Source organism: Enterococcus sp. AZ048 (assembly GCF_051715125.1).
GTDB lineage: Bacteria > Bacillota > Bacilli > Lactobacillales > Enterococcaceae > Enterococcus_A > Enterococcus_A gilvus.
On record NZ_JBIOTD010000001.1, the window covers coordinates 1,398,692 to 1,421,036 of the forward strand.

Below are 22,345 nucleotides of genomic sequence, written 5' to 3' on the forward strand. Positions count from 1 at the left end.
ACTCACATAGAGATATATAAACAAAAAGTAAAAAAACTCTTAGATAAGACATATTATTTCCAGTGAAGTTGCTTTTCTCCTATAATATTTCTTTGTTAGGAGGAGCTCCAAATGTTGCATCGTGAAATTTTGAGTCCCGAAGAAGTTTTAGAAAAGATACCTAAGTTGTCTGAAGGATTATTTGCAATTCGTTGTAAACTTGTGAATAAGACATATCAGGTAATTTTATATAAATATCAAGAGGATTATTTCTTAGTAGAGAATCCGGCACTTATTAGTGTATTACTTGAAAATGATCAAAGCTTTTTTGGTACGCCAGAACAATTACTTAATGAAATAGAGTTGTGTTTTGAGGACAATAATTACCAACCCGCATCTAAAGAGTGGGTCAAATTAGACTTAAAAACCTTAAAATTACTAGATCAAGTTGAAATCAAATTCTTTGATTTGGAAGAATAACAGGACTTACCTGTTATTCTTTTTTTCTAAATTGACGGAAAAGATAATAGAGATTGATTACAGTTAGAATAGCACCAAGAACAAAAGGGACTATTAATCGTGTTTGAGCATAGCCAAAGTTATTTTTGAAACTTGTTGCTGATGTGAGTGCCACTACAGTTTGGCTGTAATTGTATACTTGATAACTAAAAGTTGTTAAAAAGACAGCGATCAATGTTAAAGAGAAACGTCGATAATCACTATTTTTCATTTTTTTGGCAAAATAAAAAACCATATAAGCGACCATCAAAGCCGCTGGAACACCAAAAGCAAAAAGTGGATGAAGCATGAAAGAGGACCTCCTTTAGAAATAATTAATTAAGTGTTGGACGTGTCTTCATTTTATCATAACTTAGAAAAAGCCTTCTTGTTAAGTAACCGAGTAGGGTAAAAAATTATTAAATGAGGGACATTTATGAACAGCTATATCTTTCCAATTAAAGCAGCGATCGTCTCATTTCCGATTTTGGCTTTACTGATCACTGCACCGTTTTTGATTTATTATTATCGAAAGTATGGTCAATTAGGAAAATTACGCAGTGTGATTTTATATTCGTTTGTTTTCTACTTATTATCTGCATATTATTTAGTAATATTGCCTTTACCAAGTATCGATACAGTTGCCCAAATGACTGGTCCGAGGTATGAACTACATTTGTTTCAATCCTGGTATAATTTTATGAATCAAACAGTATTGCAAATCAACCAGCCTAGTACTTACTTACCAGCCATGAAGCAAAGTGTTTTTTTAGAGCCAGTCTTTAATATCATCTTACTATTTCCATTTGGTGTCTATTGCCGATACTATTTCAAACTTTCTTTTTGGAAAACAATTTTTGCCAGTTTCTGTCTCTCTTTGTTCTTTGAATTGACGCAATTGAGCGGACTGTATTTTATTTATCCACGTCCGTACCGCTTATTCGATGTGAACGATTTATTGCATAACACAATTGGCGGAACTCTTGGATTTATTTGCGCGCCGCTTTTTACATTTTTCTTGCCGACAAGAAACGAATTGGATTCAGAATCTTTTATAAAGGGCGAACGTGTTTCCTTACTGCGACGATTAATGGCAATGATTATTGATTGGTTTGTGATAAGCTTATTCGGCAGCATATTGAGCCTTTTTTCACCATTGCTTCCGACAGAACTCAATGCGTTAATCAGCTATCCTATCGTCAGCTTTACTTTAGAAGTTTTTATTTATTTTATGGTTTTCATGTACTTATGGAACGGGCAAACAATTGGAAAAAAAGTTGTTCGGATTAAAGTTGTTGAGCAAGATCGACAGCATATCCATTTCTTGGCTTTAGTGAAACGGTATAGTGCGTTGTATCTTCTTTCATACGGATTACTTCAGATTTTTAATTTTACAATGACACATTTGCCAACTAATAACCACACAGTATTTATAGCTTATGTCAGCTTTGGATTCATGAGTTTAGGAATTTTACTTTTATTTCTATTCAACTTATTGTATGCTCTCATAAGAAGAAAAACCCGCCTATTCCATGATAAAGCGAGTCACACCTATACGATTAGTACGTTAAAGAAAGAGGTATAACATGCGAACTTTTGAATCATTCAATTTTCAACCATTTATTCTTGAAGCAATCAAGGATAAAGGTTTTACTGAACCAACTGTTGTTCAAGAAAGACTCATTCCTTTAATTAAAAAGAGGAAAAATGTCGTTGGTCAGTCACAGACTGGATCAGGTAAAACACACACATTTTTACTGCCGTTGATGGATAAGATCGATCCGGCAAAAGACGAAGTACAGATCGTTATTACTGCGCCCAGTCGTGAATTAGCAACACAAATTTATCAAGCAGCAATTCAAATCGCGCAATTCTCACCAGAAGAAATTCGTGTAACAAACTTTGTTGGTGGAACGGACAAACGTCGTCAACTGGATAAATTGACGGGGCATCAGCCACACGTCGCTATCGGTACGCCAGGGCGAATTCTAGATATGATGAACGAGCAGGCGTTAAAGGTTCACACTGCAGAATATTTTGTCGTCGACGAAGCAGATATGACTCTTGATATGGGCTTTCTGGCAGAGGTTGATCAAATTGCTGGACGTTTGCCTAAACATCTTCAAATGCTTGTCTTTTCAGCGACTATTCCAGAAAAATTGCGTCCTTTCCTGTTGAAATATATGGAGAATCCAGTCATTGAAGAGATCAAATCCAAAGCAGTAATTTCGGACACGATCGAAAATTGGCTGATTTCTACGAAAGGTCAAGATAGAAATCGATTGATTTATCAATTGTTAACGATTGGCCATCCATACTTAGCAATTGTTTTCGCGAATACGAAGCAACATGTAGACGAAATCAGCGATTACTTAAAAGCACAAGGGTTGAAAGTTGCTAAGATCCATGGAGATATTTCGCCTCGGGAACGAAAACGTGTCATGCGCCAAGTACAAAATCTTGAGTATCAGTATGTTGTAGCGACAGATTTAGCTGCGCGCGGGATAGATATTGAAGGAGTATCTCATGTTATTAATGCGGAGATTCCACAAGATTTAGATTTCTTCATCCATCGTGTTGGCCGGACGGGAAGAAACGGCATGTCAGGTACAGCAATCACTTTATATGGACCAAGTGATGAAAATGACGTTAGCTTGATCGAAAATCTTGGAGTCACCTTCCAGCCAAAAGAAATCAAAAATGGTGAGATTGTAACCACATATGATCGAAATCGCCGAAAGAAGCGCGAAAAATCTAAAGATGAACTTGATCCAACATTGATTGGTTTGGTAAAGAAAAAGAAGAAAAAAATCAAACCAGGCTATAAGAAAAAAATTGATCGAGCTATTTCAGAATCAAACAAACAAAAACGTCGTGTAGCACGTCGTCAAGAAGAACGCGGCGTACGTAAAAATAAAAAGCGTTCAAATTCATAATCAAAGACCTTGTATCTGCTAATTAGCGGATACAAGGTCTTTTTGCATTTTGACACAAGGAATACCGTCTTCTTCAAAAACATCTGATACTACACGATACGATAATTTTTCATAAAATGACTGTGCGCTAACTTCTGCTGAAAGAATCGAATGGATACATCCTTCTGAAATTGCTTGTTCTTCGATTCTTTTTAAAAGTTTTTTGCCTAATCCTTGTTTACGAAAGTCTCTACCGACACATAATCGATCAGGATTTAGTGTAAGCGCATCAATTTTTTGGTATCGAATCGTCCCAACAGGAATATTTTCTTTAAAAAAAACTAGGTATTTTCGATCGGGTGTATCAAGAAGGTCAAATTCTAAATCTGGAGAAATTTTTTGCTCTAAAACAAACACTTGATAACGCAAATAGAAAGCAGCTGCTTGTATCTCTGGTAAAGCGCCAAAATATTCCTTCATCTTTTTCCTCATTTCTATATGATAATGGTATAATTCTAGCATATGAGTGTTGGAGGAGGCAGAAAGATTTATGAACTTATTAGATCAATTAGACTGGTCCTATTGGAAACGACTGAATCCTAAAGAAAAGCGTACTTTATTGAGTCAGCTTTTGCTTCATTTTGTGAGTCCCCTAATGAAGATTTCAGATATTGAATTAAAAGATTTCGAATTATACGGTATCAAGTGCCAAACTTTTCAATTGCTAATCGACGAAGAAGAGTTTGTTTTCATTCCTGGCAATAAAGACGCTATTTTAGGTTGGAATTTAGGAACAAAAGGATTATCCCTTTTGGAAACAGCCCCAAATGCGCAAGAAATTACGATTCCGCAAGAATTGCGTGGAAAATACAACTTTTTTGACGTGGATTCATTAGGTGAACTGATTAATGATAAAACAACGAGCTTGCGAAAAGTACAAATTCCGCCAATGTTTGTACAGCGTCACGCTTTACCCGCTGGAACCAATTATTTAGGCATTTATGATGCTGTGACGGGAAGCTTTTCTGGTGAAGCAGACCAATTTTCGTCTTTTGAAGAAGAAATCAAAGAGGTTTTATCGCCAAACTTAACGCCAGAAGAAAGTCTGACTTGGTCTTTCCCGAAAAATATTGTGAAGGAGGATCGGTGGTATATAGAAATGATTCCTCATTCTGACAGCTATTATGTATTCAGCCATGAAAAACATACCTATACAAGTTTACGAAAAAAAATACGCAGGAAGAATTTTGATTTACTGACAGAAGATCAATGGGAATATATCAACGGTGCCGGTAGTCGACGTTTGTTTCGTTGGGGAAATGATCTGAATGTGAAGGACCCTTATCGTGGAAAAAATGTTCGCAAAATGATGGCATGCGCCAACATGTTTGGACTTTTTTTTGACACTTCAATGGAACGTTTTGAGATCACTGAAGATCCAGGCATATTGAAATTGACCAATAAAAAGAACAATGTTGGTATCCCAATCGTCGATTTTCTACCTTTGTCGACATATTTTAGTAATACAACGACTATGATCCACGAAGAAGTACTCTCGCCGAGCGACTATTTATATCGTAAAGCGATTTTGATTAAGATCTAGTTTGACTTTTGACAGAGTTTTTTCTATACTCTAAAAAGGATAAGGTTTATTACTCTCGCTTCCACAGAAAGTGCACGATCGCTGAAAGATGCATGCTGCGTTTAATAAATTGCTCCCATCACATTTTGATTGAAAAATCAACGCTGCTCAGCGTTAACGAGCTGAAGAGGTAATGATCAAACTATCATTGCAATCAAGGTGGTACCGCGAGTTTTCGTCCTTGAATGCAATGGTAGTTTTTATTTTTTTTGAGGAAAGAGGAGAACAAATGAAAAAATTAACCAGCGCTGAAGTGCGCCAAATGTTTTTAGATTTTTTTAAAACCAAAGGACATATGATTGAACCGAGTGCGTCACTTGTCCCTGTAAATGACCCGACGTTACTATGGATCAATTCAGGTGTCGCTACCATGAAAAAATACTTTGACGGAAGTGTCGTACCCGAAAACCCTCGGATTGCGAATGCACAAAAATCGATTCGGACAAATGATATCGAAAATGTTGGGAAGACTGCCCGTCATCATACGATGTTCGAGATGTTAGGCAATTTTTCTATCGGAGACTATTTTAAGGTCGAAGCAATTGAATGGGCCTGGGAATTCTTAACATCACCTGACTGGATTGGTTTTGAGCCAGACAAACTTTATGTCACTGTCTATCCAGAAGATAAGGAAGCTAAACGTATCTGGTTAGAAGAAGTAGGAATCCCTGCGGATCATGTAGTGGAGATTGAAGACAATTTTTGGGATCTCGGTGCTGGTCCAAGTGGTCCTGACTCAGAAATTTTTTATGATCGTGGAGAAGAATTCAATGATTTAGCCCAAGACGATCCAGAAAATTATCCAGGTGGAGAAAACGAACGCTATTTAGAGATTTGGAACTTGGTATTTTCTGAATTCAATCATACTCCACAAGATACTTATGAACCGTTGCCTCATCAAAACATTGATACTGGTATGGGACTAGAACGGATGGTCTCAATTATTCAAGACGCACCTACGAACTTTGAAACAGATTTATTTCTACCTATCATCAGTAAGGTGGAAGAGCTAAGCGGTAAAAAATATGGTATTGATAAGCAAATGGATATCTCTTTTAAAGTAATTTCGGACCATATTCGCTCATTGGCCTTTGCGATCGGCGATGGTGCATTGCCTTCAAACGAAGGTCGTGGTTACGTTCTTCGCCGTCTTCTGCGTCGTGCGGTGATGCATGGTAAAAAGCTAGGTGTTGATCAGGCTTTCTTATATAAATTAGTACCAGTCGTTGGTGAAATAATGGTTAGCTACTACCCAGAAGTTAAACAGCAAGAAGCGTTTATCGAGAAAGTAGTTCGTACGGAAGAAGAACGTTTCCATGAAACAATTAATGATGGATTGACCATGTTGAATGATGTATTGGCTGACCTAAAAGAGAAAAAAGAAACGACTCTAGATGGTAAAGTGATTTTCAAACTATATGATACGTTTGGATTCCCAGTGGAACTGACAGAAGAAGTAGCAGAAGACGAAGGATTGAAAGTGGACCACGAAGGGTTTGAAGTAGAGATGCAGGCGCAAAAAGAACGCGCGCGTGCTGCTCGTACAACAGAAAAATCTATGGGTGTTCAAACAGCTTTGTTAGGCGATATCAAAGTAGACAGTCAATTTGTAGGCTATGATCATTTAGAGGTTGAAAGTAAATTACTTGTAATTTTAAAAGACAATGAGCTTGTTTCTTCTGTAAAAGAAGGTGAAGCACAAGTAATCTTTGCTGAAACGCCGTTTTATGCTGAAATGGGTGGTCAAATTGCTGACAAAGGTGTGCTTGTTGATAATGAAGGGCATATCATTGCAAACGTAATAGATGTTCAAAAGGCACCGAATGGTCAAGCATTGCACACTGTAGACGTTCTTGCCTCACTAGAAGAAGGAGCAACCTACTTCTTGCAAGTCAATGCGGCATTCCGGAATAAAGTAATCAAAAATCATACGGCTACCCACGTTTTACACAAGGCTTTGAAGGAAGTTTTAGGAGATCATGCAAATCAAGCGGGTTCGTTAGTAACGGATACGCATTTACGTTTTGACTTCACACATTTCGGACAAGTGACAACGGATGAATTGAAAGAAATGGAAAAAATTGTAAATCAAAAAATTTGGGAAGCCATTCCTGTTGTGACGATCGAAACTGACATTGACACTGCTAAAAATATGGGGGCAATGGCCTTATTCGGTGAAAAATACGGTCGTGACGTTCGTGTAGTAAATATTGGCGACTGGTCAATTGAATTATGCGGGGGCACACACGTCATCAATACAGAGGATATTGGGCTCTTTAAGATTGTATCTGAATCTGGAATTGGTGCTGGCGTTCGTCGTATTGAAGCTTTAACAGGTAAAGAAGCCTATCTAGCATTCCGTGAAGAAGAAGAACAGTTGGTACAAGTTGCCCAAATCGTGAAGTCTCCTCAGATTAAAGAGGTAGTCAGCAAGACCGAGCAACTCCAACAGCAATTAAGAGAACTTCAAAAGGAAAACGAACAATTGGCTACAAAATTGGCTAATCAACAAGCCGGCGATGTCTTCAAGGATGTTAAGGAAATCAATGGGACTTCCGTAATCACTGCTCAAGTTAGCGTAAAAGACATGAATCAATTGCGTCAATTAGCAGACCAATGGAAACAAAAAGCCTTATCAGATGTTTTAGTACTTGGAACTGTTCAAGGCGAAAAAGTAAACCTATTAGCTGCTATGAGTCCAGCTGCAAATGAAAAAGGATTGAAGGCTGGCGACTTGATTAAAACAATCGCTCCAAAAGTTGGCGGCGGCGGCGGCGGTCGTCCAGACATGGCCCAAGCTGGCGGTAAGAACCCGGCAGGTTTGTCCGACGCGTTAGAAGAAGTAATCAACTGGCTAGCTTAATTATTTAAAAGTTTGACAGACAGCACTCTATGAATGCTGTCTGTTTTTTTTCGATCATTCACCGTTTAACAAGAATTTTATTGACTTGTAAGTAGACTTAATTTGAAATTAAATGGTTTAAGTTATAAAAAAAGTGTTTTTTTAATGGGATGAACAAGTGAAACTGAAAAAAATCGTGTTTAGACAGCGTGTTTCTTTTAAAGTATTCCACGATTATGTATAATCGAAAGGAAGATTTATTTTTTTGAAAAGAGGGGACCACTTGGGAATTATTGAGCAAATTATCTTTCTTATTTTTATCGCCAATGCTATAGGGGCGATTATCACCGTTTTCCGTAAACCACGGAATATTACTACAATTTGGGCATGGCTTTTGACCTTGATTTTTTTACCGGTCATCGGGTTTTTGATTTACGCTTTTTGTGGGCGAGGAATTGACGGGGAAACGATGTACCGTTTTGAACAAGAGGATGAAAAAAAGATAAAAGAAATCAACGAAATCATCCAGCAAGACAACCGTCACGTGGACTACAACGAGCCCGAACAATTGTATCCAGCAGCAACGTCGCTAGTCAAATACTTTAAAAACTTAGATGAGTCGCCGCTTGCGATTCGAAATGAGGTTGAATTTTTCTTAGATGGTACAGAAAAATTTGAGCACCTGTTTCAGGATTTACGCAAGGCTCAAAGTTCGATCCACGTTGAATACTATGCTTTTTTTAATGATCGGATCGGAAATCGCTTTATGCGTATTTTGGAAGAAAAAGCAGCAGAAGGTATTGAAGTACGAATGATCTATGATCCATGGGGCTCGCCAAAAACAAATAAAAAATTTTTTGAAACGCTGATTCAAAATGGCGGAAAAGTCACACCGTTTATCACCTCTAAAAATATTTTAGCTAAAACTCGCTTAAACTATCACTTGCATCGAAAAATAGTGGTGGTGGACGGACAAATCGGATGGACCGGTGGTTTCAACGTAGGCGATCAATATTTGGGGGAGTCAGAGCGTTTTGGTAAATGGCGGGATACACATGGTCGAATTGAAGGAACGGGGAGCTTCACTTTGCAGGAAGTCTTCATTCGTGACTGGAATGCATCTGTCTCTAATAAATCAGACCGAATGGCTTATTTGCCGGAGTATTTTATGCTGCCCCAACGCCAAATTGAAAAAGGTGTCCCAATGCAGATTGTAGCAGATGGTCCTGATTCGAGCGAACAGATTATTAAAGATGGCTTTGTTCGCTTAATTTTAGCGGCTGAAAAAAGCGTGTGGATTCAAAGCCCGTACCTTGTACCTGATGAAACGATGATTTCAGCGATTCTAATTGCTGTCCGCTCGGGCATTGATGTTCGAATTATGATTCCTAACATGCCGGATCATCCATTTATTTATCGCGCAACTCAGTATTATGCGAATTATCTGCATCAGCGCGGCGTAAAGATCTACCATTATGCAGATGGATTCATTCATTCTAAAACAATTGTTGTTGATGATGAATTAGCCACTTTTGGTTCAACAAACCAAGATATTCGTAGCTATGAATTAAACTTTGAAGTGAGCAGCTTCATCTATGATCCAGAAATTGCGCAGTTATTCCGCAAAATTTTTGAAGAGGATATGGAAGATTGTATCGAATTAACAGATGAAATGATTGCCAATCAATCCCACTGGTTGAATTTCAAGCAACGTTTCTCTCGCTTACTATCACCCGTTTTATAACTCTTTACGTAAACCTTGGCGGGCAAGATTGTCCGCCCCTTTATTTTTGGCTTCAGGAATCCATTGAAGAATCAATAATGGAAAAAGTGGCGCAAGTTCATTAAACTCTGATAAATATGGTAAGAAGAGCTTGTTTTTTGTTTGTCCTTGGTCTAAAATTTTTATTGCGGTTTTACTATCTGAATAGAGCAAAACAGATTGGTCATTTAGTTGATGATCAACTAAATAGTTCAATGCGTAAAGAATGACAGCAAGCTCAGCCTGATGGTTATTTTTTTCTGTCATTGGAATTGCCAACTGTTTTTGTTTATCAGAAATAATAACGATGCCACCACCGCTTCTTTCTAAATTTGTGGCTGCATCGGTAAAAATTTTTAACATTATCATCATCCTTTTTTTAGAGTAGGAGTATACAAATGAAAAAAAAGCGCTATTTTTGGCAGCCTGAGCTATCAATTAGCATTATTTATTGGTCAATCACTTTTATCATTCTTTTTTATGGATTGATTTTGACCTTGGAAAAAACGCATCCTTATCTAAAGGGCAATATTTTCATCGGACTGTTTCTTTTATTTGGCGTTGTTGGTCTTCATCGCTATTTAACGATGGACGAATCGGGTATAAAAATTCGCTTTGCCAGAGTCTGGCGTCGTGAGACCGTTCTTAGAGAGCACATCGATTATCTAACTCTTTGTAAAGATGGTGTGATCATCCAACGAAAAGGACTCAGTGGTGCATCTTTTCATTTCGCCATGCGAAAAAAAAGAAGGACAGCATTTATCAAAGACTTTGAAGCATTCTATCCTGAGATCGAGGTAAAAGAACATACTGAAAGCTAACGGCTCGTAAATTTATTGAGTTAACAAGATAGCTAGCATTACTAAATAAACGAAAAGATCAGCCGCAACTGATCTTTTCGTTTATTTCTTTTTTACGTGAGCTGCTTGCATTCCGCGAGCACCTTCTACAATCACAAATTCAACTTCGTCTCCAGGTTCCAACGTTTTGAATCCCTCATCCTCAATAGCGGTGAAGTGAACAAAAACTTCTTGATTTTCTTCGTAGGTAATAAATCCATACCCTTTTTTCTCATCAAACCATTTTACAGTGCCTTCATTCATTAAACAACACCCCTTTGTCATTGCTGGTTTTATTATACGTGATGGAAACGAAAATTGCGAATCAATAAGATTCCCAGATCTAAGTGCTGTTTTTCTCGAAAAAATTCGTTATAATAAGAAGGAACGAATAAAAAAGTGTATTTTTCTGAGTAACGTTCGGGAAAGGGAGTTTTTATGAAATCTGATATCGAAATATCTCAAGCAACAACTTTAGCATCAATTACTGAAGTTGCGGAAAAAATCAATTTATCCTTTGATGATCTTGAACTACATGGTAAATATAAAGCAAAAATTGAGTTTGATGCTTTAGAACGGATGAAAAAGAACCCAGAAGGAAAACTAATCCTTGTGACGTCTATCAACCCTACTCCAGCCGGAGAAGGGAAATCAACAGTAACAATTGGTTTAGGAGATGCATTAAATAAAATCGGTAAAAAAACAGTAATTGCATTGCGTGAGCCTTCCTTAGGTCCAGTTATGGGGATCAAAGGGGGAGCGACTGGCGGCGGCTACGCCCAAGTGCTGCCAATGGAAGATATCAATTTGCATTTTACCGGAGATATGCACGCAATCACAACGGCCAATAATGCTTTATCAGCCTTATTGGATAACCATATTCACCAGGGAAATGAATTGAATATCGACGCGCGTCGTGTGATTTGGAAACGTGTCGTCGATCTTAATGACCGTGAGTTACGACACATCACTGTTGGCTTAGGTGGGCCGATCAATGGAGTTCCTCGTGAGGATGGTTTTGACATCACAGTTGCTAGTGAAATCATGGCAATTCTATGTCTTTCCACAGGCATCGATGACTTAAAACGTCGTCTTTCAAATATTGTTGTAGCCTATACATTTGATCGCGAACCGATTACGGTAGGAGACTTAAAAGTCGAAGGAGCTTTGGCGCTTGTTTTAAAGGATGCGATCAAACCCAACCTCGTACAGACAATCTATCAGACACCTGCTTTTGTTCATGGTGGCCCATTCGCTAATATCGCTCATGGATGCAACAGTATTTTAGCGACACGAGCTGCACTACATTGCGGCGATTATGTTGTCACTGAAGCAGGGTTTGGTGCCGATCTTGGTGGTGAAAAATTCCTAGATATCAAAGTTCCAAGTTTAGGGAAAGCTCCAGACGCTGTGGTCATCGTTGCCACAATACGTGCACTGAAAATGCATGGAGGGGTGGCTAAAACAGACTTAAGTGCTGAAAATTTGGATGCATTGAAAAAAGGCTTCAGTAATCTGGCTAAGCATATTCGCAACATGAGAAAGTACGGATTGCCGGTTGTTGTAGCAATCAACGAATTTATCAGTGATACAGATAAAGAGATTGCGCTACTGAAAGAGCTTTGCCAACAAGAAGATGTTAAGGTTGAGTTAGCAAGCGTATGGGAAAAAGGTCCAGACGGTGGCATCGAATTAGCTGAGACTGTAGTAGAGACTATTGCCAAAGAAGAAAACAGCTTTCATTCGATTTTCAGCAGAGACCATGATGATCTTAACGAGAAAATTGAAACGATTGTACGTGAAATCTATGGCGGAAACGACGTAATCTATAGTAAGAAAGCCCAACAGCAATTAGCCAGCTTTAAGAAATACGGATGGGACCGTTTGCCAGTATGTATGGCTAAAACACAGTATTCTTTGTCAGACGATCCAAGTAAATTAGGCGCGCCAATCGATTTTGATGTAACGATCAGAGAATTCGTACCTAAAATCGGTGCCGGATTCGTTGTGGCTTTGACAGGTGATGTTATGACAATGCCTGGATTACCAAAAAAACCCACAGCATTAAATATGGATGTTGACAATGACGGCAATGCCGTTGGCTTATTCTAGATTTTTCATTTGATAAAAAGAGCAAGCACTCATTAGAAAGGAGTGTTCGCTCTTTTTTTGTATATTATTCTTCATTATTGCATATTATATCAAAAATAGACGAATTTTTTTATAAAAAACCATTGACTTGTATAAACACTCCACGTATAATCATCAGAAATAGCAGTGTTCTAATCGTATTATTATGCAACTGCAAGGAGGTATTAATATGAACGTTTCGATTATCGGGGTGACAGGCTATAGTGGTATAGAATTGGTACGCATCCTACTACAGCATCCAAATGTAGCAATCAGTTCGATTCACAGTCACTCTCAAAACGGTAAAGATATTGATGAATATTTGCCGCATCTTAATCGTCTATTGGACCTTCCTTTAGAACCTATAGATCCTATTAAAATTATGGAAAAGGCTGACCTTGTTTTCTTTGCTACTCCTTCAGGGATTTCGAAGGAAATTGCAACAGTTTTTATAGAAGCAAATTTTCCAGTGATCGATCTTTCAGGGGATTTTCGTTTAAAGGCGAATGGGCAATATGAAAAATGGTATAAAAATTCAAGCGCACCCTACGAACTTTTACAAGACGCTCATTACGGATTGGCAGATTTTTATGCAAGTCCCTCTTCAAACTTGATTGCTAATCCTGGTTGTTATGCAACAGGAACTTTACTTTCATTAGCCCCATTAGTGCAAGAGGAAATCATTGAGGAAAACTCCATCATCGTGGACGCGAAGTCGGGCCTATCGGGGGCAGGGAAAAATTTATCGGAATCAAGCCATTTCGTAAACAGCAATGAAAATATGACACTTTATAAAATGAATAGTCATCAGCACATCCCGGAAATTATGCAGCAATTAAAGAAATGGAACACGCATATCCCAGCGATTCAGTTTTCAACCTCATTGATTCCAGTGACGCGAGGAATCTTTATTACGACTTACGCACGGAGTAAGGAAAAACTGACCCAAGAAACGCTTTTGAACTTATTTCAACGATTTTATCAATCGAAACCTTTTGTTCGAATGCAAGAGCAAAATAGTTATCCTAATTTGCGTCAAATTATCGGCTCAAATTATTGTGATATCGGGGTCGCTTACAACGAAGTCACGAATATCATTACTGTTGTCACTGTTTTAGATAACTTGGTTAAAGGAGCGGCTGGACAAGCTGTTCATAATCTCAATCATTTAGCGGGCTGGCCAGAAACGACTGGATTGAAACTAGTCCCTATTTACCCTTAAAAAAGTCGGAGAGTGAAAATATGAATGTCATTGAAGGAACAATCGCCAGCCCAAAAGGATTTTTAGCTGCTGGATTACACGCAGGATTAAAAAAAGAAAAGAAAGATTTAGCTATGATTTATTCAGTGATACCGGCAAATGCTGCGGCGGTCTATACGACGAATCAAGTTAAAGCAGCGCCGATTTATGTTACGAAAGATGCAATGTTGGACCATCAAATCCAAGCAGTCATCGTCAATTCCGGGATTGCCAATGCTTGTACTGGGAAAATCGGACTGGAAAACGCAAAGAAGATGCAAGAGTTTGCAGGAACTCATCTTAAGATACCCCAGGAAACGATCGCTGTTGCTTCGACCGGCGTCATTGGTAAGCAATTACCGATGGAAATAATTGAAGCAGGAATCAATAAAATTGACCTAGAAAGTCAAGATCCCTATGCTTTTCATGAAGCGATCTTGACGACAGATACAAGTACAAAGGAAATTGTAGTAGAAGAAGAAATCAATGGTCAGATCGTCACAATGGCCGGTGTGGCAAAAGGATCAGGAATGATTCATCCAAATATGGCAACAATGCTGGCCTTTATTACGACAGATGCACAGATTTCCAGTGACCTTCTACAGGAAATTTTAGCAAATAAAACGGAGACAACCTTTAATCAGATTACTGTGGATGGTGATACTTCTACCAATGATATGGTCTTAGTTATGGCAAATGGATTAGCAGAAAATCCCGTTATTGAAAAAAATACAGATGCTCACGAAAAGTTCGTTGCAATGCTTCAATTAGTGAGCGAGACATTAGCAAAAATGATCGCAAAAGATGGCGAAGGGGCAACAAAACTGATTGAAGTTCAAGTAAAAGGTGCGATGAACGACAGTGAAGCTCGTCTAGTAGCGAAGAAAGTAGTCGGTTCAAGCTTAGTAAAAACGGCGATGTTTGGTGAAGACCCCAACTGGGGGAGAATCATTTGTGCTGTAGGGTATGCCGGGTCGCATACTGATCCGGAAAAGATCAATATGTGGATCGGAGATCAGCAATTATTGAATCATAGTCAGCCGCAAGAATTCGACGAAGTTGCTATGAAGAAAACGTTGGAACAAGAAAAAATTTGCATCACTGTGGATTTGACGATTGGCGAAGCGATGGGAAAAGCTTGGGGTTGCGATCTAACGTACAAATATGTAGAAGTCAACGCTTTGTACCATACGTAAGCAAACAAAGATCTTAAAGGGATAAAGGAGCGAGTAGAATGAGTAAAATTGTCGTAAAGATTGGCGGTGTCGCCAGTGATAATCTAACGACCGATTTTTTTAAACAGATTCGGCAGTGGGAGACACAAGGGCATGAGATCATCATTGTTCATGGTGGCGGCTATTACATCACAGAAATGATGGAGCGCTTAAATATTCCTGTATTGATCAAAGATGGTCTACGGGTTACTACGGAACAGGCGCTAAAAGTGACTCAAATGGTCTTGATTGGTCAAGTACAGCCAGCTATTACGACTTTGTTCCAGCAGAATGGATTTGCTACGATTGGACTCAACGCTTCTTGTGATAATTTGATTCAAGGGCAAGTTATCGATTATGAAAAGCTAGGCTATGTCGGTGAAATTACGGATGTCAATCCTGCTTCCGTCGAGAACGTCCTTAACAAAAATTATATTCCGATTATCGCTCCGTTAGGGATGACAGTTGGTGGGCAATGGTTGAATGTTAATGCGGATGATACTGCATGCAAGATCGCAGAAGCAATTGGTGCTGATGCACTCTTTCTATTAACAGATGTTCCAGGTGTGAAGTACTCTGATCAATGGCTTGAAAAACTATTTGTTTCTGATATTGAACAATTAAAGATAGAAAAAGTCATTTCAGGCGGAATGATCCCTAAACTTGAGAGTGCTATTAATGCTCTTGAAAATGGTGTATCAAAAGTTCATATTACAAACTGCATCGAAAAGGACGGTACAGTGATCACAAAGGAGGAGGTTTTTGCATGAGTCATTTGTTTCCCAACTACGCTCGTGATTCAATTGATCTTGTTGATGGCTCAGGCAGTTACGTGTACGATCAACAAGGAAACAGGTATTTAGATTTTATGAGTGGCATCGCCGTCAGCAATCTTGGTCATAAGCATCCGGTAGTCACAAAGGCGCTGGCGGATCAGGCGGATAAGATTTGGCATAGCTCTAATCTCTATTCCAGCAATTTACAAGAATCTCTTGCTGAAAAGCTGACAGCAGAAAAAGATTACTTAGCCTTTTTCTGCAATAGTGGAACTGAGGCAAATGAAGCAGCGATCAAATTGGCTAGAAAAGCGACAGGACGACCGAATATTTTAAGTTTTGAGCAGTCTTTCCACGGCCGTACATACGGTGCATTGAGCGCGACAGGTCAACCGGCGTTACAAAAAGGTTTTTTTCCGATCGTTGAAGGTTTTAATTATCTTCCTTACAATCAGCTTGAGCCCTTAAAAGAACACTTGAACGAAAATGTTGCCGCAGTCATGCTAGAGGTTATCCAAGGTGAAGGAGGCATTGTACCAGCTGAGGAAAAATGGTTGCAAGCTATAGAGCGTCTGTGCAAAGAAAACGGCAGCCTATTGATCATTGATGAGATTCAAACAGGGATGGGGAGAACAGGAACCTTTTTCGCGTTTGAACAGTATCAGATTGAACCAGATATCATCACTATTGCCAAAGCCTTAGCCAATGGGATCCCTGTAGGTGCAATGTTAGGAAAAGCAACACTTGGCACAGCTTTTGGCCCGGGTTCTCATGGGACAACGTTTGGCGGAAATAATTTAGCCATGAACGTCGCAAATGCAGTCGTGTCGGAAATTGGTCAACCCAACTTTTTAAATTCAGTAGCGGAAAAGGGCAATTTCTTGATGGAAGCATTGTGTTCGATGAAAGAGCATTCGAGCAAGGTACTCGACATACGTGGGAAAGGCTTAATGGTAGGCATTGAACTTGATTCTCCCGAAACACTGCAGTGGGCAATTCAAGAATTAAAGAAGCAAAACCTGCTAGCAATTAAAGCGGGAAAAAATGTTTTACGCCTATTACCGCCTTTAACAATTACTCAAGAGGAACTGGCGGATGGTATAACGATCATTCAGTCTGCATTGAATCAATCCTAATAAAAATACTTTCTATCAAAGCAACCTCAGTCCGTTCAAAATACTGAAGTTGCTTTTCGTATGTTTAAATAAGTATCTTTTGATGACCGGTGCTCTTTACAACTACTTGTCTGACCTTATTTGCAGGTTCACAGAATTCGAGACTAAAGTATGGATATCCTTAACTGTGTTAAAAGAACATTCTTGATTTCTTATGCCTCAGACTTTCCAATGGACATTTTTTCACTTATACTGGAGCTATCGGATTTTTAAAAGAAAAGGAGCAGCTGAATGGGCGAACGAGCAGAGATCTTTTTGAGTACCTTCAATCGGATTGAAAAGGAATTGAAACGACAATTAGGAAATCCGGCAAATATGGGTTTCAGCGAAGCGGTGCGCCGGCTGTCAAAGCGTCATGACAATTTGATAGGAGACAGTGAGAATGATTTGCTTCAATTGGCACAGCTGCGTAATGCCATCGTTCATGACCAGGTCGCAGATGACTTTGTCATTGCAGAACCAAATGAATGGGCGGTCACACGTATTAAACAAATCGAAGAAAATCTCTTGCGTCCTGAAAAAGTTTTACCGCGCTTCGAAAAAAATGTTACGGGATTTGAACGAAATCTTCCACTTATAGAGATCATGAAAATCATCACTGAGAAACGATTTTCTCAATTCCCAGTGTATGATAAAGGAGAATTTATGGGGCTGATCACGCTTCGGACCATTGGATTCTATTTTGCTCAAGCTAGCTTAAATGGATCGTTAACTCTTGAGGGACGAGTAGCTGAGGATCTATTGTTGGGAAATGGCAAACGATCCAATTTTAAGTTCGTTTCTGGTGACACAAAAGTTTCTGAAGTGGAAAAAATGTTTCATACAGAAGGCCTTTTAGAAGCAATTTTAATCACGAAAAATGGAAATTCTGATGGCAATCTCTTGGGAATCATCCGTCCACGTGATATTTATATACAAGAAGGGGAGCAATAGGCTTGTTAGTTATTTACTTATTAATCAGCGCTGGAATCATCGCGCTGGATCAATGGTTCAAGTGGTGGATCGTAACTCAGTTTAACTTTGGAGACAGTCAAACCATCATTCCTAATGTGTTATCTTTAACGCACATACGAAATACAGGAGGCGCGTTTAGTTTATTTGAAGGACAGCAACTATTTTTTATTGTAATCACAATCGTTGCAGTAATTGCCGTTCTCTATTATTTAGTGAAGCATTTAAATGAAAGCAAGTGGCTGACTTTCGGATTGAGTTTCTTTTTAGCCGGAGCTATTGGGAATTTTATTGATCGTTTTCGCTTGGGATATGTCGTAGATATGTTCCGTTTGGATTTTATTAATTTTCCAATTTTTAATATCGCTGATATGGCATTGGTCGTCGGCGTAATCATGATTTTTATTTATATTTTAATAGATGAGAGAGATAAGAAAAATGGATAATCAAATCGAAGTTATTGTTAAAGAAGAAAAGGGCCGAATTGATAAGGTGTTGAACGAACGATTGACTAATTACTCACGGTCGCAGATTCAGCAATTGATCAAAGAGCAGCATGTGTCGATCGACGGAAAAGTCATCAAAGCGAATTACAAAGTCAGTGCTGGGGATCACGTATTGATTGAAATCCCTGTGCCTGAAACCTTAGACCTTGTACCTGAAAATATGAATCTGGAAATCGTTTATGAAGATAAGGATGTCGTCGTGGTGAATAAACCGCAAGGCATGGTGGTTCATCCCTCGGCAGGCCATCCTAACGGAACACTGGTTAATGGGCTGCTATATCAAATCAAAAACCTTTCTACGATCAATGATGTTGTCCGTCCAGGGATCGTCCACCGTATCGACAAGGATACTTCTGGATTACTGATGGTGGCGAAGAACGATCGTGCCCATGAATCTCTAGCTCAACAATTAAAGGATAAAACGTCTTTAAGAAAATATGTCGCGCTAGTCCACGGCGAGATTCCTCACGAAAAAGGACGAATTGAAGCACCTATTGGTCGTTCAAAGGTGAATCGCAAAATGCAGGCGGTGATTGAGGGAGGCAAATCCGCAGTTACCCATTTTGAGGTTTTAAAACGATTTGAAGGGTATACTTTGATTGAACTGCAACTGGAAACTGGACGTACGCATCAAATTCGTGTTCATATGAATTATATTGGTTATCCTGTTGCTGGAGATCCATTATATGGACCGAAAAAGACATTAAAAGGCAACGGTCAGTTCTTGCATGCTAAATTGTTGGGGTTTGAACATCCTACAACAGGTGAAAACATGGTTTTTGAGGCACCGCTTCCTGAGATTTTCAAAAAAACTTTGAAACAGTTACAAGAAAAAGATTGATTTCTCAAATGAGGAATAGTATAGTGTCTGTAGTAAGAAATAAATAACTGAATAGAGATCCTTTAAGAGTAGTCCCGTGAGGCTAAGAAGGAAGTAGATAGTCGTTTGAACTAGGTGCGCCTAGGTGAACACTATCATTTTGACGAAGTCGATAACATTCCTCCTACCTAATTACGGGTAGGAGTTTTTTTATTGTAAAAATAAGGAGGAAACAGGATGTACAAAAAAGAGGTTGTAGATGAAGTAACAATGAAACGCGCGTTAACTCGAATCACGTATGAGATCATCGAACGCAACAAAGGGGTTCAAGATATCGTCTTGATTGGGATTAAAACTAGAGGAATCTTTATTGCTCAGCGTATTGCTGAACGGTTGAAACAATTAGAGCATATCGAAGTGCCTGTAGGCGAACTAGATATCACGTTATATCGTGACGACAAAAAAGCGCAAGAAGATGAACCAGAATTGCATTCTTCAGATATTCCATTCTCGATTGAAGGAAAAGAAGTCATCTTAGTTGACGACGTATTGTTCACCGGCAGAACAATTCGGGCAGCACTGGATGCAGTTATTGATTTGGGACGTCCTAACCGGATCTCATTGGCAGTCTTAGTAGACCGGGGTCATCGCGAATTACCGATTCGAGCTGATTATGTCGGAAAGAATATTCCTACCGCTTTAACAGAAGAAATTATCGTTGAAATGGAAGAGAATGACGGACAGGATCGTATTTTGATTCAAAAAGAAGAAGATTAAAATTACAGGTTAGACACTAGAAAGAGGAAGTTTTCATGCAAGAGTTTCACAATGATGACGTTGTATTAGATATTCACGACCGTCCAAGTGCGGGGCACTGGGTCGGGTTAAGTATTCAGCATTTATTCACAATGTTCGGCGCAACGGTTCTAGTACCGATTTTGGTTGGAATCAACCCTAGCATTGCGTTGGTAAGTTCAGGATTAGGAACGATAGTCTATCTAACAGTGACAAAAGGAAAAATCCCTGCTTATCTAGGCAGCAGCTTTGCCTTTATTGCGGCGATGAAATTACTGATGAAAAGTGATGGATATCCGGCAGTAGCACAAGGTGCATTGACCTGCGGATTGGTTTACCTGATCGTTTCCTTCATTATAAGAAAAATCGGTTCTGGCTGGTTGGATAAAATTTTGCCGCCGATTGTTGTAGGTCCTGTTGTAATGGTCATCGGTTTAGGGTTAGCCAGCAACGCTGCACAAAACGCTATGTACAATAACGGGGTATACAGTTTTAAATACGTGATGGTGGCCTTGATCACTCTAGCTTTGACAATATTCTTCAATATGTTCTTTACAGGATTTCTAGGCTTGATTCCGATCCTTCTGGGTATCATCGGGGGGTACGTCACAGCTATGATTTTCGGCATCATTGATTACCAGCCGATTATTGACGCAAAGTGGTTGGCGATGCCAGCTTTCAGTGTGCCTTTTGTCAGCTATCAGCCCAAATTGTATATCAACGCGATAACCACGATGGCACCAATCGCCTTTGTAACCATGACAGAACATATCGGTCACTTGATGGTACTGAATAAATTGACCAAACGAAATTTCTTTGATGATCCGGGTCTGGATCGCACATTGATGGGAGATGGATTGGCCCAAATCGTTGCGGGGTTTGTTGGCGGTCCTCCAGTAACAAGCTATGGAGAAAATATCGGTGTGCTTGCGATCACTCGAGTCCACAGTGTCTTCGTTATCGGAGGCGCAGCCGTGTTCGCAGTCTTACTAGGATTTGTAGGAAAACTGAGTGCGTTGATATTAAGTATTCCTGGACCAGTTATTTCAGGAATCAGTTTCATCTTGTTTGGAGTTATTGCTGCAAGTGGATTGAAGATACTAATTGAGAATAAAATCGATTTTGATCGTAAGAAGAATTTGCTGATTGCCTCAACAATTTTAGTTATCGGGATTGGTGGATTGGTCTTCGAGGCGGGAACCTTCACTTTATCAGCAATGGCTCTTGCAACAGTCTTAGGAATTATCTTGAACCTGATCTTACCGGATCAGGCACGCAGTGAAAAATAAAGAATCAACGCACGTTACTTAGGAATTAAAGGAGGAAAATTCATGATCATCCAATCTGAGGAAATTAGTCTGAAGCATTTATTGACGGTCGAAGCGCTCACTGACCAAGAGGTGATGGGTCTGATTCACCGAGCACAGCAGTTCAAGCAAGGCGCACGATGGACACCCCATAAAGATCAATACTTTGTCTCTAATCTTTTCTTTGAAAATAGCACACGGACGCATAAGAGTTTTGAAGTGGCAGAGAAAAAACTCGGACTGGATGTCATTGACTTTGATGCCAAAACCAGCTCTGTTCAAAAAGGGGAAACATTATACGACACAGTTTTAACAATGTCCGCATTGGGTGTTGACGTGGCGGTCATTCGCCATGGGGATGAAAATTATTATGATGAGCTCATCCAAAGCAAAACGATCCAATGCTCCATCGTCAATGGGGGCGACGGCAGCGGACAGCATCCGACACAGTGTTTACTTGACTTGATGACGATTTACCAAGAATTTGGACGATTCAACGGATTGAAAGTAGCAATTGCTGGAGATATTACCCATTCTCGAGTGGCCAAATCAAACATGCAAATGCTAAAGCGGCTAGGTGCAGAGGTCTTTTTCTCTGGTCCAGAGGAATGGTATGACGAGAGCTTTGATGTGTACGGCACCTATCGCCCGTTGGATGAGCTTGTTCCTGAGGTGGATGTCATGATGCTTCTACGGGTACAGCACGAACGGCACGACGGGCAAGAAAGTTTTTCTAAAGAAGAGTATCACGAAAAATACGGATTAACGATTGAGCGGGGAGGACGTTTAAAGAACCGAGCAATCATTATGCATCCTGCACCAGTCAATCGTGACGTTGAAATTGCGGATAGCTTAGTAGAAAGTTTGCAATCGCGAATCGTTCCGCAAATGACGAATGGTGTGTTTATTCGTATGGCTATTTTAGAGGCAGTACTAAGAGGAAAATCGTAAAGG

Annotated in this window: 22 protein-coding genes; 18 read left to right on the top strand and 4 right to left on the bottom strand. The window is 39.4% G+C overall.

Annotation, left to right across the window (positions count from 1 at the left end; translation table 11 throughout):
• Positions 1–111 precede the first annotated feature (111 nt).
• Positions 112–459, top strand: a complete 348-nt coding sequence (locus IGI66_RS06910; protein WP_010780799.1) for a hypothetical protein — start codon at positions 112–114, stop codon at positions 457–459.
• Between the two features lie 13 nt (positions 460–472).
• On the opposite strand, the gene IGI66_RS06915 is transcribed toward IGI66_RS06910, so the two are convergent.
• Complete coding sequence (locus tag IGI66_RS06915) at positions 473–787, bottom strand: hypothetical protein (protein WP_438848199.1); 315 nt, start codon at positions 785–787, stop codon at positions 473–475.
• A 126-nt stretch (positions 788–913) separates the two neighbouring features.
• On the opposite strand from IGI66_RS06915, the gene IGI66_RS06920 reads away from it, so the two are divergent.
• Entirely contained in the window at positions 914–2,062 is a 1,149-nt protein-coding gene (locus IGI66_RS06920; protein WP_438848200.1) for a VanZ family protein, read from the top strand.
• Between the two features lies 1 nt (position 2,063).
• Entirely contained in the window at positions 2,064–3,413 is a 1,350-nt protein-coding gene (locus tag IGI66_RS06925) for a DEAD/DEAH box helicase (RefSeq protein WP_114524404.1), read from the top strand.
• An 18-nt stretch (positions 3,414–3,431) separates the two neighbouring features.
• On the opposite strand, the gene IGI66_RS06930 is transcribed toward IGI66_RS06925, so the two are convergent.
• Positions 3,432–3,872, bottom strand: coding sequence for a GNAT family N-acetyltransferase (locus tag IGI66_RS06930; protein WP_438848201.1), 441 nt, complete (start codon positions 3,870–3,872; stop codon positions 3,432–3,434).
• 70 nt (positions 3,873–3,942) lie between these two features.
• Between IGI66_RS06930 and IGI66_RS06935 the strand changes: the two genes are divergently transcribed.
• From IGI66_RS06935 to cls, 3 genes are all read left to right on the top strand, one after another.
• Complete coding sequence (locus IGI66_RS06935) at positions 3,943–4,995, top strand: DUF7278 family profilin-like fold-containing protein (RefSeq protein ID WP_114524406.1); 1,053 nt, start codon at positions 3,943–3,945, stop codon at positions 4,993–4,995.
• Between the two features lie 268 nt (positions 4,996–5,263).
• Positions 5,264–7,897, top strand: a complete 2,634-nt coding sequence (alaS, locus tag IGI66_RS06940; protein ID WP_438848203.1) for an alanine--tRNA ligase — start codon at positions 5,264–5,266, stop codon at positions 7,895–7,897.
• Between the two features lie 262 nt (positions 7,898–8,159).
• Positions 8,160–9,620 (top strand): cardiolipin synthase, encoded by a 1,461-nt coding sequence (gene cls, locus IGI66_RS06945; protein WP_301517241.1) that lies wholly within the window; start codon positions 8,160–8,162, stop codon positions 9,618–9,620.
• Here the strand turns inward: cls and IGI66_RS06950 are convergent.
• Positions 9,615–10,001 carry a ribonuclease HI family protein gene (locus IGI66_RS06950; RefSeq protein WP_010780791.1) on the bottom strand — a complete coding sequence of 129 codons (387 nt, stop codon included), beginning with the start codon at positions 9,999–10,001 and terminating at the stop codon, positions 9,615–9,617. The two genes, cls and IGI66_RS06950, sit on opposite strands and share 6 nt — an antisense overlap.
• 35 nt (positions 10,002–10,036) lie before the next feature.
• Here IGI66_RS06950 and IGI66_RS06955 point away from each other — a divergent pair, with 35 nt between their 5' ends.
• On the top strand, positions 10,037–10,459 hold the full coding sequence (locus IGI66_RS06955; RefSeq protein ID WP_438848206.1) for an EbsA family protein: 423 nt from the start codon (positions 10,037–10,039) through the stop codon (positions 10,457–10,459).
• An 81-nt stretch (positions 10,460–10,540) separates the two neighbouring features.
• Here IGI66_RS06955 and IGI66_RS06960 read toward each other — a convergent pair whose 3' ends face one another.
• On the bottom strand, positions 10,541–10,741 hold the full coding sequence (locus IGI66_RS06960; protein ID WP_086303815.1) for a cold-shock protein: 201 nt from the start codon (positions 10,739–10,741) through the stop codon (positions 10,541–10,543).
• Between the two features lie 174 nt (positions 10,742–10,915).
• On the opposite strand from IGI66_RS06960, the gene IGI66_RS06965 reads away from it, so the two are divergent.
• The 11 genes from IGI66_RS06965 to IGI66_RS07015 all read left to right on the top strand — a co-directional run bounded on the left by IGI66_RS06965 (position 10,916) and on the right by IGI66_RS07015 (position 22,342).
• Positions 10,916–12,589, top strand: a complete 1,674-nt coding sequence (locus IGI66_RS06965; RefSeq protein ID WP_438848208.1) for a formate--tetrahydrofolate ligase — start codon at positions 10,916–10,918, stop codon at positions 12,587–12,589.
• A 208-nt stretch (positions 12,590–12,797) separates the two neighbouring features.
• Entirely contained in the window at positions 12,798–13,829 is a 1,032-nt protein-coding gene (argC, locus tag IGI66_RS06970) for an N-acetyl-gamma-glutamyl-phosphate reductase (RefSeq protein WP_438848210.1), read from the top strand.
• A gap of 20 nt (positions 13,830–13,849) precedes the next feature.
• The gene (gene argJ / locus IGI66_RS06975; RefSeq protein WP_438848211.1) at positions 13,850–15,043 is read left to right on the top strand and encodes a bifunctional glutamate N-acetyltransferase/amino-acid acetyltransferase ArgJ; all 1,194 of its coding nucleotides are present in this window, start codon (positions 13,850–13,852) and stop codon (positions 15,041–15,043) included.
• Positions 15,044–15,081: 38 nt separating this feature from the next.
• A complete protein-coding gene (gene argB / locus IGI66_RS06980; protein WP_086303812.1) occupies positions 15,082–15,831 on the top strand; it encodes an acetylglutamate kinase in 750 nt (249 codons plus the stop codon).
• Positions 15,828–16,973: an acetylornithine transaminase gene (locus IGI66_RS06985; RefSeq protein WP_438848213.1), complete on the top strand. Its 1,146-nt coding sequence runs from the start codon at positions 15,828–15,830 to the stop codon at positions 16,971–16,973. The genes argB and IGI66_RS06985 overlap by 4 nt, the downstream gene beginning before the upstream one ends.
• Positions 16,974–17,243: 270 nt before the next feature.
• Complete coding sequence (locus IGI66_RS06990; RefSeq protein WP_314580952.1) at positions 17,244–17,945, top strand: CBS domain-containing protein; 702 nt, start codon at positions 17,244–17,246, stop codon at positions 17,943–17,945.
• A gap of 2 nt (positions 17,946–17,947) precedes the next feature.
• Positions 17,948–18,409 (top strand): signal peptidase II, encoded by a 462-nt coding sequence (gene lspA / locus IGI66_RS06995; protein WP_010780782.1) that lies wholly within the window; start codon positions 17,948–17,950, stop codon positions 18,407–18,409.
• A complete protein-coding gene (locus tag IGI66_RS07000; RefSeq protein WP_438848215.1) occupies positions 18,402–19,310 on the top strand; it encodes an RluA family pseudouridine synthase in 909 nt (302 codons plus the stop codon). The genes lspA and IGI66_RS07000 overlap by 8 nt, the downstream gene beginning before the upstream one ends.
• Before the next feature lie 216 nt (positions 19,311–19,526).
• Entirely contained in the window at positions 19,527–20,066 is a 540-nt protein-coding gene (pyrR, locus tag IGI66_RS07005) for a bifunctional pyr operon transcriptional regulator/uracil phosphoribosyltransferase PyrR (protein ID WP_086303809.1), read from the top strand.
• Between the two features lie 35 nt (positions 20,067–20,101).
• Positions 20,102–21,373 carry a solute carrier family 23 protein gene (locus tag IGI66_RS07010; protein ID WP_288226664.1) on the top strand — a complete coding sequence of 424 codons (1,272 nt, stop codon included), beginning with the start codon at positions 20,102–20,104 and terminating at the stop codon, positions 21,371–21,373.
• Positions 21,374–21,415: 42 nt separating this feature from the next.
• Complete coding sequence (locus tag IGI66_RS07015) at positions 21,416–22,342, top strand: aspartate carbamoyltransferase catalytic subunit (protein ID WP_010780778.1); 927 nt, start codon at positions 21,416–21,418, stop codon at positions 22,340–22,342.
• The last annotated feature ends 3 nt before the right edge of the window (positions 22,343–22,345 follow it).